Here is a 17759-nt window from a genome sequence, read left to right as displayed (position 1 = left end):
ACTTCAGGGAGATTTTTTCACTAATATGCCTGTAGACAGCTCCCATTTATCCGGAAACCGTTGTTTTTTTCTTCAATTCTTTCATTCGAATCCTTCTCTCATCTAATAAGAAGAGAGTTATTCCTCCAATTACAATTGTTCCCCCAAGAACTTGTGTCCATATAATAGACTCATGAAGCAAATAATAAGCTAAAACAGCAGCACCAACCGGCTCGAATAAAATGGCCATAGAAATGGTGGAAGTGCTGAGCCACTTTATTGACCAATTAAATAATGTATGTCCGAGCAGAGTGGGTACAAGTGCGAGCAGGATAAAATATACCCAATCACTGGTTCCATACGGAAGTAAGGGTTCTCCGGCGATTAACACATAAAAGAACAATGTAATAGCGCTAATACTGTAAACAACAAAAGTATAAGTGATGAGTGAAAGTCTTTTTCTGACTGTCTGGCCAAACATTAAGTAAGCCGTTACGAGGGCACATGCAATGATTGCCAGTATATCCCCGAACAAAGCAGTCCCGCTGATTTGAAAATCTCCCCAGCTGATAATGACACTGCCTGCAATTGCAAGAAGCCCGCTTAATATTGCTTTCCAGGTAAACTTTTCTTTAAAGAAGAAATATGTACCTGCAAACGCAAAAAGGGGCTGAAGAGTCACAAGAACTGTAGAACTGGCTACAGAGGTGTAGTTCAGCGACTCAAACCAAAGAATAAAATGGAAGGCAAGAAACACACCGGAAATGATGGAATAGATCCAATCCCGCCTTGTAATAAGACGAAGTTCGGGAACATACTTTATAAGAAATACAGGCAACATGAAAAGAACAGAAAAAAATAATCTGTAAAAAGCAATGACTCCCGATGGAGCGCTGGATACCTTCACCAATATTGCCGAAGTAGAGACAAAAACGACGCCAATTGCAAGGACAACATAAGGGTTTATTTTTGTATTAGACATTTTTTATACTCCTTGTTTCGGTTTCCTAATAATTAGGGTATATTTCATTTTACAACGTACAGCCAAACTATTACTACGGTTTTATTAGATCCTATTTTGGATATATAATACTTTAAAAAGCGGGAGATATTATGACCAGTTTAGAGATAGAAATACTAATGAAGCTGGGGATATCAGCAGTCCTGGGTCTAGTTATCGGCCTGGAGAGAGAATTAAAAAGAAAGCCGGTCGGCCTAAAGACCAGCTTAGTTATTTCCATAGTAAGCTGCCTCTTGACCATTGTGTCTATTGAATCAGCCTATATGTTTCCCGGTAATGATAACATCAACATTACGATGGATCCTCTGCGTTTAGCTGCCCAAATTGTTTCAGGAATTGGCTTTTTGGGTGCAGGCGTTATATTAAGGCGCGGAAATGATAGCATTTCGGGTCTTACAACAGCTGCCTTAATCTGGGGGGCAGCAGGGATTGGAATTGCTGTAGGAGCAGGCTTTTATATTGAAGCAATGGCAGGAGTAGCACTGCTGATTATTTCAGTAGAAGTAATTCCTTTTATCATGGGCTTAATTGGTCCTAAACGTTTAAGGGAAAAAGAGATAAACCTGCAGCTGAAAGTACGGGATAAAGAAAATATTGCAGACATCATCCCAGCTGTAAAAGACCTTGATATATCTATAAAACATATTCGCATTAAAGATTTAGAGGATGAGAATCTGCATCTTGTACAGCTCATCGTTGCCGTCGACTACAAAAGAAGAACTACAGATGTTTATTACAGTGTTTCAAGTATTCCTGGAGTACAATGTATGGAAATCGATAGTATGCAGTAAATTTTTTTAATAATTCCTCTTGCAAGATAGCCCCGATGTGGTTATAATTTTTCTTGTACCACCACCCGGGGGATTAGCTCAGCTGGGAGAGCGCAACGCTGGCAGCGTTGAGGTCAGGGGTTCGAGCCCCCTATTCTCCATAACTAAGAAAAGCTGCAGGGCCAAAATAGGCCCTGCAGCTTTTTTTTCTGTTATTCCTCTACTCTTTCATCCTTCCCTGCCAGCCAAAAAGCAGCAGCGATGGAACCAAAGACCACGATAAACGGTGCATAAAACATCACAAATTCAGCCATGATTTCCCCTCCTATGCATGGTCGTCACGCTTACCCTGAACATAGTCTTTATTGAACAGAAACAGCCTGAGCAGCAGATAAAGGGACGGCAGCAGCAAACCCAATCCTGCTATAAAAGCAATGACCAGGGCAATGGCCATAGCTTCGTTTGTGAAACCGTCATAAATGGTCAGGTATGGATAAAGCAGATACGGATAATGTGAGATCCCATATGCAAAGAAAGCCACAAAGAATTGCCCTGTCAGCAGCCCGAATGCAAGGCCGTAGTATCTTCTCTTCCATATTAGATAGACCGTTCCTGCAAACAAAAGGAATGAGATGCCGAACAACCACCACAATTCCATTAATCTGCTGAAATGCTCAGGATTGTGATCCCTCAGTTCAACAATGATGCCTGTCGCTGTTACGATGGCAGGCACCGCCCAAATAAGAGCATATTTTCTCAGCAGTTCTGCAGCCGGTTCATCGTTTGCTTTATTGGCATACCAGGTAAGGAACACTGCTGATATATATAGGACTGCTGTTATACTCAGCACAACAATGCTCCATGTCAGCGGGCTGGTGAACAATGTCCAATAGTCAAGCTCCAGTCCCTCTGAACTCTCACTAACGAATCCGCCTTCTGAAATGGTCAGGACTATGGACAGGGATGCAGGGATGAAGAGACCTGAAAGCCCGTACAGATAGGTCCATCTTTTTTGTCTAAGCCCGCCGTAGGTGGTAAAAGCATAATAAGAACCGCGAATGGCAAGCAGGACTACTGCAATGCTTGCCGGTACCAGCAGGACGGTTCCATAATAGTAGGCGGTTTTTGGAAAAAATCCGACAATGCCAACAAAGAAGAACACCAGGAATACATTTGTAACTTCCCAAACCGGTGATAAATAGCGCTGTATAATTCGCGTTAAAATATGCTGTTTTCCGCGAAACAGGCTGTATGCGTTGAAAAATCCTGCTCCAAAATCAATAGACGCAACGATGACATAACCGAATAGAAACAGCCATAAGACGGAAATTCCGAGGATCTCAAGCGTCATCGAAGCTCACCTTCTTTCTCAAGCTCACGGTCGGCCAATTCCTGCTCAACAGGATTTTTGCGGAACATTCTGGTAAGGACGATGAAACTTCCGATTCCCAGCACGAGATATAAGCCTGCAAACAGCAGAAGCATAAGGTCTACCTGTCCGCTTGATGTGGCAGCTTCTTCAGTACGCATAATGCCCCGGAGAATCCATGGCTGCCGGCCTACTTCCGCAAGCCACCATCCCGCTTCAATCGCAATGATCGATAATGGCCCGCCCAGAACGATTAGCCAGCGGAACCATTTAGCCGAAACAAAGCGCATTTTAAACCAGGTGCCCAGAACATAGAAGAGTGATAGTGCCGTCAACCACATGCCAATGGTAACCATAAGGTCAAATAAATAATGGATATAAAGCGGCGGTATTTCATCTTCCGGAAATTGATCGAGTCCGATCACCTCTGCATTCGGATTGCTGTGTGCAAGAATGCTGAGAGCATACGGAATCTTAATGGCATATTTCACTTCACCGTCATCAAGAACACCATATAGCATTAAAGGAGCCCCTTCTTCAGTTTCAAAATGCCACTCAGCGGCAGCCAGTTTTTCAGGCTGGTATTCTGCAAGATATTTCCCCGAGAAGTCACCAATTACCGCTGTAGCGATTGAGAAAATCAATCCGATTTTCATTGTAAGCATTAATGCCTTCTTATGGTAAATATGATTCGATCCCTTCAAAAGGCGATAAGCACCTATTGATGCCAGAACAAACGCTGATGTCATATAGGCAGTGGAAAGCACATGGGCAACCTTTGTCGGCATGGCAGGAGTAAACATCGCCAGTACCGGGTTAACATTAACAAGCTGCCCATTCACAATATCAAATCCCTGGGGCGCGTTCATAAATGCATTTACAATTGTAATGAAAATTGCTGAGAATGATGCCCCAATTGCGACCGGGATTAATAAAAGCAAATGCTTCTTCTGGTTCTCAAACCGATCCCAAGTATAGAGATAAATCCCGAGAAAAATTGCTTCAAAGAAAAAAGCAAATGTCTCCATAAACAGAGGCAGCGCAATGACATTGCCGGCAAGTTCCATAAAGTTAGGCCACAGCAAAGAGAGCTGCAGTCCAATGGCAGTGCCGGTAACAACTCCGACAGCCACGGTAATGACAAAACCGCGCGTCCATCTTCTGGCGAGCAGAATATAATGTTCATCCTGCTTTTTGATTCCCACCCACTGCGCTATCATAATCATGAGCGGGATGCCGACACCAATGGTTGCGTAAATGATATGAAAGGATAATGTCAGCTCTGTTAAGACACGGCTGAAAAAAACTGTTTCTTCATTTCCCATTTAAACATTCTCCTTTTCCTATCCTGCAAAAATACGGCCAATAAAAGAAAGTCCCATAATGATAGCCACTGTAAAAGCAAGCCACATCAAAATACGTTCCTGTTTTTTATACATTCACTCACTCCTATTGAATGCTCACTACATCACATTATTCCACAGCTCCAGCCTAAGAGCTGTGACACTTAAACAACATTTATATGAGGAATATGTGAAACTATGTAATTCCTTTTACAGCTCCCTATTCCCTTTGGAGCATAAATTAAAACGAATAGGACATTGGAATTTGCCAATGCCAAGTTTCAGCAGATTATTTATCTAACTTGTAGAATGACTTCCTATCTACAGATTCCGGCGGATTCTCCATCCAGCCTCTTGCAATCAACAATTTTAGCCCTTCATTTCCATACTTCAAAATCTCGCCAATAAATATTGTATACTGGACGCCCAAATCTTTGCGAATAGATACAGACAGCGCAGTTGCAAGTGCCGGAATTGCAACCTGATTGGAAGCAGAAATGATAAACAGCATCAGCTTCTCGGAAAAAGGAGACACTCTTGAGGCAGTTACCTCCAGTGAAACAGGATAAACTCCAAATGAACTGTCTTCTTTCAAAAATTTATTAAATGATTCTATTTGCCTCTCGGTCAGCTTTTTTCCTTTTAACAAATACTCTTTAACTTCTCTGTCTTTGGACACTTGAATCAATCCAGTAAGAAGCACAAGCCCTATACTGTTCCGTTCAATTGAAAAAAATAATTCACTCATCTCCATTGTATTTAACGGGCGTCCATTTCCAAACCAGCTGCTCAGGAGAGAAGGTTCATTTTTTTTAAATTCCACTGAATCCGGATACTCCATTTCGGGAGGGCGGTCATAAATTCCTTTTTCCAGCATTAGCGATAAGGATTTCTTATATAGCTCAATGGTCCTGCGCAAGCAGCCATCATAGAATTCCACAATATCTGCCCTTGCGACTTTTGTAAGAGCATTGGAATAAAAGTTAATAATCATCTGTCCGCCCCGGTAAACAAAGCTTAGAGCAAATAATTCCGTATAAAGAGGAGGAGCGTTCAAATTCACATCCTCGTCTCCAAATCCCTTGGGTATAGGGAATTTTTCTTCCGCAAAGACTTTTTTAATATTTTTATTAAAGGAAACCGCCAGGCTCATCGCTTCCTTAAGATTTGCCTTAATATACTTATCCTCCACATACTGCATGAAATGGCTATAGAAACAAATCATGGCTGAGTTTTGTGTATATGTAGCCCATAATGCTGATATCTCTGCGGTTGTTAGTTTTACTTTTTTTCTGTCCATTGAAACGCTCCTGTTTTTCTTATTAATCTGTTCAAACCGGTCAAGTTTATACTATTTTTGCCAATAAAAATCCCGGTGCATACACACCGGGAAAGGGTTATATTTTTTGCACTGCCATTTCTGGATCTTCATCGCCTGATACCAGGTCGAATGCCCGCTTATAGGTATTTTCCTTATCCAGCACAGCATAAAGGGTTTTAGCTACATCCTCACGGGGAATGAAGCCCCGCTCCAAGGTTTCCGCTGCTTTAATTTTGCCGGTTCCCGAGTCATTTGTCAGGCCGCCCGGACGTACGATTGTGTAGTTCAAGCTGCTGTTTTCCAACATTCTGTCGGCATAATGCTTTGCGGCATAATAAGGCTTGATTGCTTCACTCCACTTATCGCGATTATTTGCCTGGATAGCGCTGACCATAACAAACCGGTCCACCCCGGCCTTTTCTGCCGCTTCAATTGTTTTTGCGGCTCCGTCCAGGTCAATCAGCAGAGTTTTGTCATAGCCGGTATTTCCGCCTGAACCTGCAGTAAAAACAATCGCATCACAGCCTTTGGCTGCTTCAGCCAATTCCTCAACTGATCCTTCAAGGCTTGCTAATGCCGTTTCCACTCCCATTTCTTCAAACTGGATGACCTGCTCTTCTTTTCTGACCATAGCTCTTGCTGTATGTTTATCCTCTTCTTTTATCAGCTTGACAAGCTGCTTCCCAATTTGCCCGTTTGCTCCGACGATAAGAACTTTCATGGATACCTGCCCCTTTCTGTTTTATGGACTTTATTATTTCAAAAGGAAAATGCGTTACCAAATGAACTGTTTATGAACTCATACGAACAATTCGCTTTTTATAAAGAGCCGCAATTGTATTCATAATTAATACAGGGATCTTCTTTGGAAAATATCTTCTTCTGTAAAATTTATAGAATGCATGTTTCAAGTCATCCCACTGTGTACAATTCTTCGTTTGCTTAAATCTGGCAACATCAATGATTTTAATTTGCCCTTCCTTTGTAAGAATAATGTTTCGCAGGTGAATATCCGAGGGGTTTAGCCCGCTTTCCCTCGCCAGTTTTAAGGCTTCATCAATTTGTCTTATTGTCTCCTCCTTTATCGGTACCCCGTGCGCAAGACAATCAAACAGAGTCAGCCCCTGTACATAATCAATGACAATATAGTTATCTCCAGAGTCATATAAAGAAGGGTAGTATGGATGGTCAGGCAAAGCCCTGTAAATCTCCGCTTCCTCCCTGGCAATTCTTTTAAATTCCGGAAAAAAGACTTTTAATACATGATTGGTTTCTTTAATCCTAAAAGCAAAGGCACTTCTCCCTGCCCCAATAAATTCCAGGCTGTCGTCCTTTTCAAGAAGTCTGGTCCAATTAAGGCTTCTGGAAAATTTCACACTGTCTGCAAGTTGATGATACAGCTTCATTATAAAACCTCCTGTTCCAGACTCTCCTAAAAAAATAAAAGGCACTGAGCCATTTATTGGTCTCAGCGCCTTAAAAACAAAAGAGACCTTACCAAATAAATGGTAAAGGTCTCGCAAGCAACATCTGTTGCCAGTAAAGCCGGAGATTTAACATCCCGTATTGACGACTTTACTTGAAAGCTACTCCCCTTTAGGAAGAATCCGAACTATTTTGTTAGATTAATTATATGTTGTATTCCTACATTAGTCAAATGAATCGGCCGCAGGAACCCCATAATAAAGTTTGAAAGCAATCGGAAGAGCCCGTGAAAGGGGACCAAGAAATGATCCCTCTATCTTTCTACTTAAATGCTTTAACTCCACCCTGCACAGGAAGCATGATATGACTTCTTTCCGGATCGATGGTTATTTTCGTGCCTGCGTCCGGTCTGATTGTATAGTTATAATCGCTTGATAAAACAACTACTCCCAGACGATCACCTTCTTTAAACACATAATCATCCGGCTGCATATCCCATGTAAATGTATATTCACGGTTCGGTGTAAGCCCGGAAGATCTATCTTCGCTGTGAAGGTTTTGCGGATCCATCCACCCTCTTGTAACAATTTCCGGCTTGCCTTCCCCATATTTAACTAGTAGGGCTGTTAGGTTGGCTGTTTTACGGTCAATGCTTGCACGAATTTGAACCTCTGGCGTTCCGCTCATGCGAATATCGTTTTCTAAAGGCGGAGTCAAATAGACAAGCCTAGTAGCCAATACAGAATCAGGATTCAAAGTCAGCTCTTCAGCCTTGATTGCTGCACGTCCACAAAATGCTGATTCTTCTTGTTCTTGTTTGGTACAGGGTGCAATTCTAAGCTGCCGCCTCCATCTGAAGCCGGTTTAAAATGCAATTTTGTGCCTGAGGCTCCTTTAGCCGGCCAGCTTGCCTCTGAATGCCATGTCTTATCCTCTCTTTGAATATCTACCATCGGTTCATCCATGACATCATTTTTAATATCATACAGCCAGTAATCAAACCATTTATTTAAAGTCGGCAGCCATACATCACGTCTGAAGCTGTAAGGGCTGGAATGACCGCCTTGATGAAGCCACATTTTCCTCGGAACATCATTCTCTCCAAGTGCCTGCCACCAATCTGAAAAATGCTTTGTCTTAACATTCCAGTCATTTAATCCATGGACAATAAAGACACTTGCTTTTACTTGGTCAGCATCCTTTGTATAATCTCTTTTACTTCAGAATTCATTATAATCACCGGTTTGCCTGTCCTGGCCTTCAGTTAATTCTTTTATGACATTACTGCAAGCTTCAGGATTTTTCCTGGTTAAGATAGCTTCGGCCATATTATCTGCATCTTCCCCTTGATACCCGCCTGGCGCAATCACAGCACCGTTTGAACGATAATAGTCATACCAGCTGCTGATTGCCGCAATAGGCACGATTGTTTTAAGGCCCTCGACTCCAGTGGCAGCCACAGCATTAGGCAGGGTTCCATTATAAGAAACTCCTGTCATTCCCACGTTTCCTGTTGTCCAATCAGCTTTTATTTCCTGTCCCTCTGCATTGTAAGCTTTTGTTCTTCCATTCAGCCAATCAATTACAGCCCGTGTTCCAAGAATTTCATGCTCATCTCCGGTTGTAGGACAGCCGTCAGAAAGGCCAGTCCCTACACTTTCCGCAAGAACAACCGCATAGCCTCTGGGCACAAAATAGTCGTCATAATATCCCGGGAGATTTGTCTGCGGTTTTCCCTTTTTCCCCTTGTCTTTCCCTTTTTTTGGCACAGCGTTAAGCTCTGTATCCACCTCATAAACCGGCACTCCTTTAATTCCGGAACGGTAAGGGCTCATTTCATAAATAACAGGTACCTTTAATCCTTCCTCTGTTTCTTTTGGTCTGATAATATCTGCACGTACCCGATCCAGTTTCCCATCCCGATCACTGTCAGTTGCTGTTTCAACAAAAACTCTTTCGACAATGGCATCGTCCAGGGAAAAAACAGGCTGTGTCATGCCATTTTCGACTTTAATCTGTGTTTCCGCTGAAGCAATGCCGTTGTGGCTGTCTTTACCCATTGAAGGCAAAGCCCCGCCGGCAATCAGCGGGAAAGCGATGGCTGATGTAATGAGCACTTTTAATGCAGCCTTTTTCATAGTAAATCCTCCCCTTATAAAACTTTATAATTTTCAGAATATATTAAAATCACATTAGTTTCGATAGTCGAAAGACCTGTATTTTTCAAAAGAAAAGTGCTGACAATCCACCGGAGTCCTTCTAAAGTCATGTAAAAAGATGTATGCATCCCTTATACGGTACTTTACATCTATCATTTTCTCGAATCCCAAAAGTTAATATATTCCTTTTCTCCCGGAATTAATAAATCTGCTAGGATAATCGATTCGTTTTACTCTCTATTAAAAGGAAGCAGAGCTATGTAGGCGAATACATATAGCTGGACTACCAGTCGAGGGGGAATTATAGATGAAAGTTGGAAAGAAAGCTTCTTCTGTCATGCTTGCAGCAGTACTGACAGTTTCAAGTTTGTATGGGGTGCCTGCACAATTTGTACAGACTGCTGAAGCAGCACAAAGCCAGACAGAACATCCCGGCTCAAAAGCGTTTGATCAGAAGGTTATCGCAAGGATAGATGCAGCTCGCATGATGGAGGATGTCAGGTATTTATCAGAAACCATCGGACCGCGGGTTGCAGGAACTGATGCGGAAAAAGAAGCCGCAAATTTCATTCGCAAACGCCTTCAGTCATATGGCTACACAGTCGAAACACAAGAATTCAGCATTCCTGATAAAATGGCTGGAGGTTTGCACACCAGTGATTTGAAGGAGGTTCTTGTAACCATTCCTTCCGGGTCGGGATCGACGCCTGAAGAAGGAATTACCTCAGAATTATATGATGCCGGATTAGGCAGGGCAGCTGATTTCACAGAGGAAGCATCAGGGAAAATAGCACTTATTTCACGCGGTGACATTACGTTCTCTGAAAAAGTGTTAAATGCTGTAAATGCCGGTGCTGCAGGGGTCCTCATATACAATAATGTGGATCAGCCAGCCCCTATGAATCCTTCAATCGGAGGCCCATATAATATTCCTGTAGGAAGCATAACGAAAGCAAGCGGAGAAGCACTTCTTCAAGATGTTGCGGCACAAAACAAAAAAGTAACCCTTACTGTAAAAAGATTTCAAAACATAAAATCGCAAAACATTATTGCCACCAAGAACCCTAAGCCTCATAAAGGCGGGGAAACTGATATTGTCCATATTTCTGCACATTTCGATAGTGTCCCATTTGCTCCAGGGGCAAGCGATAACGCATCAGGTACTGCTGTTGCCCTTGAGCTGGCGAGAGTTCTGAAAAGTTATCCTGCTGACAAAGAATTACGATTTGCATTTGTAGGCGCAGAAGAAATCGGCCTTCTTGGTTCTCAGTATTATGTCAGCCAGCTGAGCGGCAATGAAATAGAGCGGAGCATAGCAAACTTCAATATGGATATGGTAGGTACAGCATGGGAAAATGCAACTGCGATTTACATGAATACCCTGGATGGCCAGGCAAATATTGCAACAGAAACCGCTCTTGCCACTGCAGAGCGTATCGGCACACCATCTGAATTAGTGCTTTATCAGCGCGGCGCATCCGACCATGTTTCTTTTCACGATGCAGGCATCCCGGCTGTTAATTTTATCAGGCGGGAGCCTGTCACAGCCAATCTTGAGCCGTATTACCATACACCGCTGGATTCCATCGAGCACATAAGTGCCGAGCGGATGAAAGAAGCCGGGAATCTAATTGGCGCTTCAGTTTACAGCTTAATCCGAAAATAGAATTGTCTCTATGAATCCTCGGAAATACCACGAGGATTTTTTTGTTTTTTACTTACCAGCTATTTATTAACGCCATTGTGTTTACATGCAAAATAAGAGGGTACACTATACCCTTTCTAAATTTCATGTTTAATATTTAGACGTTTTTACAGTTTAAATTGTAAAGAATCCGGGTAACATAATTGTAACATTACAAATAAATAAACTAACTGCCTGTTAGTCCTTTATATCCCTAAAGGAGGGAGTCATCATGGATTTTGAACACGAGGCTGTCATACTAAAGAGAGAACTCTCCCTTCTCATGGATGAATATGAAAGGTGCGAGATTGACGACGTGAAAAATGAAATTTCAAAGGATATTCAACTGCTGAGCCGTGCAATAGACGATATACTTAATTAAGTATATACGTGGCATGGCTTTTTTTATATTTTAATAACATACACACATGGTTTTTATTAGGAGTGATGTTTTATGCCACAGCAAATTTATTACAGTTTCATCCGTCTGCCATTAGTAATCAGGATTCTGTTGATTGCCCTGCTGGTGATCTTTCTTTTTGGCGGATTAATACATATTATCGAACCCTCCTCCTTTCCGACCTTTTTTGATGGAATCTGGTGGGCTGTGGTTACAGCCTCCACTGTGGGATTTGGAGATTTATATCCGACAAGCACAGCCGGACGCATTATAGGAATTGCGCTTATTTTAACAGGAGCGGGCTTTCTGTCTACATATTTTATTTCACTTGCAACAGCCGCAGTAACACGGCAGAATGACTTCCTGGAGGGAAAAGTTAAATACCAGGGTAAAAATCATATTGTTGTGATCGGCTGGAATGAACGTGCACGGGAGATCGTAAATACACTCGGGGGCGATGGGATGAACCATTCCATTGCTTTAATAGATGAAACATTAAAATCAAATCCTGTCCCCCATAATAATGTACATTTTATTCAGGGACGCGCTAACAGAGATGATGTCCTTATGAAGGCAAATATATTTGACGCGCAAAAAGTAATCATAACAGCAGATCAGAATAAAGATGAATTGCATGCAGATATGAATTCAATCTTAGCCTTATTGGCAATCAAAGGGTTGAATCGGGATGTTCAATGCATCGTGGAAATATTAACATCTGAACAGGCAGCAAATGCTAAAAGAGCTGGGGCTGATGAAATTGTCCAGACGAATGTGCTCACAAGCTTCGTTATGATCAACAGCATTTCTTCCCAGGAGCTCGTTACTTCTTTTCTTGATTTGCTGGGACAGCTTGATAAACGAAAATTAACGTTTCAGCCTGCATCGGAAGAAATAGAAAATAAAACCTTTGCTGAACTTAGTGCAGAGCTTATGAATGAAGGCATCCTCCTTTTAGGTGTTAAAAGAGGGGAGGAAACTCTGGTTAATCCTCCCCAGCCTTTTAAAATTCTTCAGCAGGATCAGCTGATTGTTATACTCGGTTAATCTCTTATTAATATGGACTCAAGCTCCTCTACAAGTGCTTTGCCGAGATCAATGAATTCCTTCGGAAAACTGGCGTCCTTATCCACTGGCTCCGAGAATTGATCAAAGGAGGCGCTGAAATTTCCGGTATAGGCGTGGTCATCAAGACCGCGCTGGTACTTATGGGAAAGCAGAAACGGCCTGCCTATCTCCACCGTACAGCTTGGATCATCAAGCTGCCCATCAATTGCCTTAAATGGGACCCTTAAAAACTGGTATCCCACCTCATCATCAATTTTATAGTCAAAAGAACCGTGATCATAATCCCAGTTCCCGCCAATCGAATAGCCAATCGGCTTCAAAGCCTGCTCCAGCTTATACAAATCAAAATGCTTTCCTTCCACTTTTGAAGGTATCTCAATCACTGAATCCATCCCCTTTTTCGCTTTTGGCTTAGTTTCTCCAAAGTGGAGGATATCATGAATGCGATGGAACTATATTTTCTTCAATAAAAAACGCCTGCCCGCAGGCAGACGCTTCTCACTATTACTTCAATCTTTTTTCAAGTTCCGCTTTTTTCTCTTCAAATCCTGGTTTTCCCAACAAAGCGAACATGTTTACTTTGTATGCTTCAACACCAGGCTGGTCGAAAGGATTCACTCCCAGAAGATAACCGCTCATGGCACATGCTTTTTCAAAGAAGTAAACCAGATAGCCAAATGTATAGGCATCCATTTTTGGAATGGAAACAATGAGGTTTGGCACTCCGCCATCTGTGTGTGCAAGCATGGTTCCTTCAAAAGCTTTGTTATTCACAAAATCGACAGTCTCACCCGCAAGATAGTTCAAACCATCAAGATCATTTTCCGCCTCTTCAATGGTAAGTTCATGGCGTGATTCCTCCACCTTGATAACCGTTTCAAAAAGGTCCCGGCGGCCTTCCTGCACATACTGGCCTAATGAATGAAGATCAGTGGAGAAGTTAGCTGATGAAGGGAAAATTCCTTTCTGGTCTTTTCCTTCACTTTCACCGAAAAGCTGCTTCCACCACTCTGCAAAATATTGAAGACCTGGTTCATAGTTGATCAGCATTTCAATCGTTTTGCCTTTGTTATAAAGAACATTGCGGACAGCAGCATACTGATAGGCTGCGTTCTCCTGAAGCTCAGATTTGCTGAAGTCTTCGCGCGCCTGTGCAGCACCGTTCATCATATCTTCAATGCTTGCACCGCTGACAGCTATCGGCAAAAGACCTACTGCTGTAAGAACAGAATAGCGGCCGCCTACATCATCAGGAATAATAAATGACTCGTAGCCTTCTTCTGTCGCAAGAGTTTTTAAAGCACCTCTCGCTTTGTCGGTCGTAGCATAAATTCGTTTACGCGCTTCTTCCACACCATATTTTTCCTCGAGCATTTTGCGGAAAATACGGAAAGCCAATGCCGGCTCAGTTGTTGTGCCTGATTTGGAAATCACATTAATGGACCAATCTTTTCCGTCAAGCAGATCCATTAAATCCTTCATGTATGAAGAACTGATATTGTTACCGGCAAACAGTACCTGCGGAGTACCGCGCTTTTCTTTTGGAAGTGCATTATAGAAGCTGTGCTGAAGCATTTCTATAGCCGCACGCGCTCCAAGATAGGAGCCTCCAATTCCAATGACAATAAGAACATCGGAATCGTTCTTAATTTTCTCAGCCGCTTTTTGAATGCGGGAGAACTCTTCTTTATCATAGTTTGAGGGTAGATCGATCCAGCCTAAATAGTCGCTGCCAGCTCCAGTTTGTTCATGAAGGGAGTGGTGAGCAACCTTCACTGCATCCTGCAGATATGTAATTTCATGTTCGCCAAAAAAAGGAAGTGCTTTTGAGTAATCAAAACGAACGTGTGTCATGAATGTCCTCCATTTTTTCTCAAATTTAAACAGCTCTTATCATTTGCTGCCATCTCTATTCCACTTTAACGAATGCACCAAAGTTAATCAAGAATCATCCCATATTGTAAGCGTGTCCAATTTTGACATATTTTTTACGTAAAAGAATGATTGTAATTTTCCGGCGTAAAATTGTCAAAGGACCCCGCCGCAGGGCAGAGTCCGTCTGAATGTTACAAGGAAGCTCGGTAGATTGAAACTACGTCAGCATGATTTAATTTCGCGAAATTGCCAAATTCTCCATTGACCGTCGCTTTGTCTGCCATCAATTCAATCTTGCTTTCATCGATGTCATAATCAGCCAGGCGGGAAGGCGCCCCAATGCTGTTCCAGAATTCACGAAGCTTTTCAATCCCTTCAAGTGCTGTCTCTTCATCCGTTTTTCCTGCAGGATCCACATTAAGTACACGGACAGCCAGCTGCTTAAAGCGTTCAGGCTTCACTTTCAAATTATGCTTCATCCAGTTCGGGAACAGAATGGCAAGGCCGCCGCCATGAGGAATATCATAAACAGCCGATACAGCATGCTCGATATTATGCGTTGCCCAGTCCCCGCGATAGCCCATATTCAGGATTCCATTCAGCGCCATCGTGCCGGAATATAAAATGGTTGCACGATGCTCATAGCTTTCAAGGTCTTCAAGAAGCTTAGGAGCTGCTTCCATTATGGTGATCAGCAGAGATTCGCACATGCGATCCTGAAAATCAGTATTCTCTTCAAGATGGAAATAATGCTCCAGCACATGGGACATCATGTCGACAATTCCATATACCGTTTGATTTCTTGGCACTGAAAACGTATTAACAGGATCAAGAATTGAAAATTTAGGGAATGTCACGGGACTGCCCCATCCATATTTTTCATTTGTTTCCCAGTTTGTAATAACAGATCCGGCATTCATTTCAGAACCGGTAGCAGCTAGTGTAAGAACCGTTCCAAACGGCAGAGCTTCTGCAGCAAATGCTTTCTTGATAACCAGATCCCAGGCATCGCCAGCATATTTGGCACCGGCAGCAATAGCCTTAGTGCAATCGATGACACTCCCTCCGCCAACAGCGAGCAGGAAATCGACACTTTCATTTTTACAGATTTCAACGCCTTTGCGAACGGTAGAGATTCTTGGATTAGGCTCAACCCCTGCCAATTCAAAAACTTCAGCACCAATTTCATTTAGCTCAGCCATCACTTTATCATATAAACCATTTCGCTTAATGCTTCCTCCGCCGTATACAACAAGTACCTTCTTGCCGTACTGGGGAATTTCAGTCTGCAATTGGGACAGTTGATCTTTCCCAAAAATTAATTTTGTCGGATTATAAAAGGTAAAATTTTGCATATCAACATCTCCTTTACCCCATCATTATCATTCAAATTTTAAGCTATTGCAAAAAGTATGATTCGGTATTCGGACTCCTTTCATTATGGCCCTTAACTACTATTAAGATGAATATTTTTTATTTCCGTGCAGCAACATAATAGTGAACCTATACTTTAAGGAGGAAACATCATGAGTGGCATTCAGCGTATTGCACTGGTTCTTACAATTATTGGAGCTATTAACTGGGGTTTAATCGGATTTTTCCAATTTGATCTTGTGGCAGCTATTTTTGGCGGCCAGGATTCAGCCCTTTCAAGAATCATATATGGCCTGGTGGGCATCGCAGGCCTAATCAACCTTGGCCTTCTCTTCAAACCGAATGAAGAATTGGAAAGAGAACCTGAAACCAGGCCAACCCGCTAATATATGCAAAAAATCCTTGCACATTGTGTGCAAGGATTTTTTATTTAAAATTATAATTAGCTTAATACTTTATTGATTCTTTCAATTGCCCAATCAAGCTCTTCTTCCGAAATGACTAAAGGCGGAGCAAATCGGATAACCGTGTCATGCGTTTCTTTGCAGAGCAATCCCTGTTCTTTTAGCTCTTCGCAATATTTTCGTGCCGGCTCATTCAGCTCAACACCTATAAATAATCCGCGTCCGCGCACTTCTTTAATGACAGGATTGTTAATTTCTTTTAATTTACCCATGAAATATTCACCCAGCTTAAGTGAGCGCTCTGCAAGCTTCTCTTCAACCAATACGTCCATGGAAGCAACTGAAACCGCACAAGCCATTGGGTTTCCTCCAAATGTTGAACCATGTGATCCTGGATTAAATACCCCAAGAACATCTTTATTCGCAACCACACATGAAATCGGGAATACTCCTCCTCCAAGTGCTTTCCCTAAAATGTACATGTCAGGATCTACATCTTCCCATTCGCATGCAAACATTTTTCCGGAACGTGCAAGACCAGCCTGAATTTCATCTGCAATGAATAATACATTGTTCTCCTTACAAGTTTCATATGCCTTTTTCAGAAAGCCTTCAGGAGGGATCACGATTCCAGCTTCACCTTGAATCGGCTCAATTAAGAAAGCAGCCGTATTCTCAGTGATTGCTCCTTTAAGTGCGTCAAGGTCTCCGTACGGGATCAGCTTAATGCCTGGAAGCATTGGTCCGAATCCGCGCTTATATTCTTCTTCTGAAGAAAGGGAAACCGCTGTCATTGTACGGCCATGGAAGTTTCCGACACAAGCAATGATCTCCGCCTGGTTATCTTCAATCCCTTTTACGTCATAAGCCCAGCGGCGTGCAGCTTTGATTGCTGTTTCGACTGCTTCAGCCCCTGTGTTCATAGGGAGTGCCATTTCTTTTTTTGTCAGTTCACAAATCATTTCATACCATGGGCCAAGCTGATCGTTATGGAAAGCACGTGAAGTTAATGTTACACGATCTGCCTGGTCCTTCAGCGCCTGAATGATTTTTGGATGGCGGTGCCCCTGGTTTACAGCCGAATAAGCACTAAGCATATCCATATATTTATTGCCTTCAGGATCTTCCACCCAAACACCTTCCGCTTTGGAAATAACGATTGGCAGCGGATGATAGTTGTGTGCACCGTATTTTTCAGTTTGTTCAATTAGTGATTTTGATTTTGTCGCTTCAGTCAATTAAAATTCCTCCTTTTTCAGAATAGTCCTTTTTATTGTAACGTTAAGCTATTCTTCTTTAAACTATTTAAGGTTTTAGCATGTACAGGATATTCAATATCCCATACATGCTTTACAGATTTTAATACATTTCAGAAGTAGTCTTCGCCTGCATGTGCAGAAGAATGTAGTCAGGTCCGCCCGCTTTGGAGTCGGTTCCGGACATGTTGAATCCTCCGAATGGCTGGTATCCAACGATCGCACCTGTACAGCCGCGGTTGAAGTATAGGTTTCCGACATGGAAATCTTCACGCGCTTTTTGGATGTGCTCACGGTTCTGTGTGATCACA

At 42.4% G+C, this 17759-nt stretch carries 17 protein-coding genes, 1 tRNA gene and 1 pseudogene; 6 read left to right on the top strand and 13 right to left on the bottom strand.

Annotated features, from left to right (window positions below):
• Positions 1–46: 46 nt before the first annotated feature.
• Entirely contained in the window at positions 47–961 is a 915-nt protein-coding gene (locus CHI10_RS07490; RefSeq protein WP_095243663.1) for a DMT family transporter, read from the bottom strand.
• A 131-nt stretch (positions 962–1092) separates the two neighbouring features.
• Between CHI10_RS07490 and CHI10_RS07485 the strand changes: the two genes are divergently transcribed.
• Together CHI10_RS07485 and CHI10_RS07480 are read left to right on the top strand one after the other, a co-directional pair.
• A complete protein-coding gene (locus tag CHI10_RS07485) occupies positions 1093–1791 on the top strand; it encodes an MgtC/SapB family protein (RefSeq protein ID WP_095243662.1) in 699 nt (232 codons plus the stop codon).
• 67 nt (positions 1792–1858) lie between these two features.
• Positions 1859–1931: transfer RNA gene (locus tag CHI10_RS07480), tRNA-Ala, on the top strand.
• Positions 1932–1982: 51 nt separating this feature from the next.
• On the opposite strand, the gene cydS is transcribed toward CHI10_RS07480, so the two are convergent.
• The 7 genes and pseudogenes from cydS to CHI10_RS07450 form a co-directional block, all read right to left on the bottom strand.
• Positions 1983–2084: a cytochrome bd oxidase small subunit CydS family protein gene (cydS, locus tag CHI10_RS22955; protein WP_396106091.1), complete on the bottom strand. Its 102-nt coding sequence runs from the start codon at positions 2082–2084 to the stop codon at positions 1983–1985.
• 11 nt (positions 2085–2095) lie between these two features.
• Positions 2096–3121, bottom strand: coding sequence for a cytochrome d ubiquinol oxidase subunit II (locus CHI10_RS07475; protein WP_095243661.1), 1026 nt, complete (start codon positions 3119–3121; stop codon positions 2096–2098).
• Complete coding sequence (locus CHI10_RS07470) at positions 3118–4464, bottom strand: cytochrome ubiquinol oxidase subunit I (RefSeq protein ID WP_095243660.1); 1347 nt, start codon at positions 4462–4464, stop codon at positions 3118–3120. Before CHI10_RS07470 ends, CHI10_RS07475 begins: the two co-directional genes overlap by 4 nt.
• A gap of 307 nt (positions 4465–4771) precedes the next feature.
• Positions 4772–5782: a DUF3231 family protein gene (locus CHI10_RS07465; protein WP_095243659.1), complete on the bottom strand. Its 1011-nt coding sequence runs from the start codon at positions 5780–5782 to the stop codon at positions 4772–4774.
• Between the two features lie 97 nt (positions 5783–5879).
• A complete protein-coding gene (locus CHI10_RS07460; protein WP_095243658.1) occupies positions 5880–6524 on the bottom strand; it encodes an SDR family oxidoreductase in 645 nt (214 codons plus the stop codon).
• A gap of 70 nt (positions 6525–6594) precedes the next feature.
• The gene (locus CHI10_RS07455; protein WP_095243657.1) at positions 6595–7209 is read right to left on the bottom strand and encodes a serine/threonine protein kinase; all 615 of its coding nucleotides are present in this window, start codon (positions 7207–7209) and stop codon (positions 6595–6597) included.
• A 340-nt stretch (positions 7210–7549) separates the two neighbouring features.
• Positions 7550–9366, bottom strand: a pseudogene (locus CHI10_RS07450) (Xaa-Pro dipeptidyl-peptidase).
• A gap of 328 nt (positions 9367–9694) precedes the next feature.
• Between CHI10_RS07450 and CHI10_RS07445 the strand changes: the two are divergent.
• The 3 genes from CHI10_RS07445 to CHI10_RS07440 all read left to right on the top strand — a co-directional run bounded on the left by CHI10_RS07445 (position 9695) and on the right by CHI10_RS07440 (position 12518).
• Complete coding sequence (locus tag CHI10_RS07445) at positions 9695–11053, top strand: DUF4910 domain-containing protein (RefSeq protein ID WP_095243656.1); 1359 nt, start codon at positions 9695–9697, stop codon at positions 11051–11053.
• A gap of 250 nt (positions 11054–11303) precedes the next feature.
• Entirely contained in the window at positions 11304–11453 is a 150-nt protein-coding gene (locus tag CHI10_RS22265; protein WP_175609186.1) for a hypothetical protein, read from the top strand.
• A 72-nt stretch (positions 11454–11525) separates the two neighbouring features.
• A complete protein-coding gene (locus CHI10_RS07440) occupies positions 11526–12518 on the top strand; it encodes a potassium channel family protein (RefSeq protein WP_095243655.1) in 993 nt (330 codons plus the stop codon).
• Here CHI10_RS07440 and CHI10_RS07435 read toward each other — a convergent pair.
• From CHI10_RS07435 to CHI10_RS07425, 3 genes are all read right to left on the bottom strand, one after another.
• Entirely contained in the window at positions 12515–12922 is a 408-nt protein-coding gene (locus CHI10_RS07435; protein WP_061793366.1) for a YugN-like family protein, read from the bottom strand. The genes CHI10_RS07440 and CHI10_RS07435 overlap by 4 nt on opposite strands.
• A 121-nt stretch (positions 12923–13043) precedes the next feature.
• Positions 13044–14393 carry a glucose-6-phosphate isomerase gene (locus CHI10_RS07430; RefSeq protein WP_095243654.1) on the bottom strand — a complete coding sequence of 450 codons (1350 nt, stop codon included), beginning with the start codon at positions 14391–14393 and terminating at the stop codon, positions 13044–13046.
• A gap of 212 nt (positions 14394–14605) precedes the next feature.
• The gene (locus CHI10_RS07425; RefSeq protein WP_095243653.1) at positions 14606–15769 is read right to left on the bottom strand and encodes an iron-containing alcohol dehydrogenase; all 1164 of its coding nucleotides are present in this window, start codon (positions 15767–15769) and stop codon (positions 14606–14608) included.
• A 171-nt stretch (positions 15770–15940) separates the two neighbouring features.
• Between CHI10_RS07425 and CHI10_RS07420 the strand changes: the two genes are divergently transcribed.
• The gene (locus CHI10_RS07420) at positions 15941–16174 is read left to right on the top strand and encodes a DUF378 domain-containing protein (protein WP_048012022.1); all 234 of its coding nucleotides are present in this window, start codon (positions 15941–15943) and stop codon (positions 16172–16174) included.
• 56 nt (positions 16175–16230) lie between these two features.
• Here the strand turns inward: CHI10_RS07420 and CHI10_RS07415 are convergent, their stop codons facing one another.
• Together CHI10_RS07415 and CHI10_RS07410 are read right to left on the bottom strand one after the other, a co-directional pair.
• The gene (locus CHI10_RS07415) at positions 16231–17430 is read right to left on the bottom strand and encodes an ornithine--oxo-acid transaminase (protein ID WP_095243652.1); all 1200 of its coding nucleotides are present in this window, start codon (positions 17428–17430) and stop codon (positions 16231–16233) included.
• A gap of 121 nt (positions 17431–17551) precedes the next feature.
• On the bottom strand, positions 17552–17759 hold a 208-nt coding region (locus tag CHI10_RS07410; protein ID WP_142301769.1), incomplete at its 5' end, for an aldehyde dehydrogenase family protein.

The organism is Bacillus sp. 7894-2, assembly GCF_002272225.1.
Lineage (GTDB): Bacteria > Bacillota > Bacilli > Bacillales > Cytobacillaceae > Cytobacillus.
Note: the sequence above shows the minus strand (reverse complement) of the source record. Positions and strands in the feature narration are given on the sequence as shown.

Bases quoted from the DNA above. Each gene is read 5' to 3' on its own strand.
- CHI10_RS07470 (WP_095243660.1), bottom strand. From the start codon at position 4,464: ATGGGAAATGAAGAAACAGTTTTTTTCAGCCGTGTCTTAACAGAGCTG.
- CHI10_RS07455 (WP_095243657.1), bottom strand. From the start codon at position 7,209: ATGAAGCTGTATCATCAACTTGCAGACAGTGTGAAATTTTCCAGAAGC.
- CHI10_RS07460 (WP_095243658.1), bottom strand. From the start codon at position 6,524: ATGAAAGTTCTTATCGTCGGAGCAAACGGGCAAATTGGGAAGCAGCTT.
- CHI10_RS07425 (WP_095243653.1), bottom strand. From the start codon at position 15,769: ATGCAAAATTTTACCTTTTATAATCCGACAAAATTAATTTTTGGGAAA.
- CHI10_RS07440 (WP_095243655.1), top strand. From the start codon at position 11,526: ATGCCACAGCAAATTTATTACAGTTTCATCCGTCTGCCATTAGTAATC.
- CHI10_RS07445 (WP_095243656.1), top strand. From the start codon at position 9,695: ATGAAAGTTGGAAAGAAAGCTTCTTCTGTCATGCTTGCAGCAGTACTG.
- CHI10_RS07485 (WP_095243662.1), top strand. From the start codon at position 1,093: ATGACCAGTTTAGAGATAGAAATACTAATGAAGCTGGGGATATCAGCA.
- cydS (WP_396106091.1), bottom strand. From the start codon at position 2,084: ATGGCTGAATTTGTGATGTTTTATGCACCGTTTATCGTGGTCTTTGGT.
- CHI10_RS07465 (WP_095243659.1), bottom strand. From the start codon at position 5,782: ATGGACAGAAAAAAAGTAAAACTAACAACCGCAGAGATATCAGCATTA.
- CHI10_RS07420 (WP_048012022.1), top strand. From the start codon at position 15,941: ATGAGTGGCATTCAGCGTATTGCACTGGTTCTTACAATTATTGGAGCT.
- CHI10_RS22265 (WP_175609186.1), top strand. From the start codon at position 11,304: ATGGATTTTGAACACGAGGCTGTCATACTAAAGAGAGAACTCTCCCTT.
- CHI10_RS07475 (WP_095243661.1), bottom strand. From the start codon at position 3,121: ATGACGCTTGAGATCCTCGGAATTTCCGTCTTATGGCTGTTTCTATTC.
- CHI10_RS07430 (WP_095243654.1), bottom strand. From the start codon at position 14,393: ATGACACACGTTCGTTTTGATTACTCAAAAGCACTTCCTTTTTTTGGC.
- CHI10_RS07490 (WP_095243663.1), bottom strand. From the start codon at position 961: ATGTCTAATACAAAAATAAACCCTTATGTTGTCCTTGCAATTGGCGTC.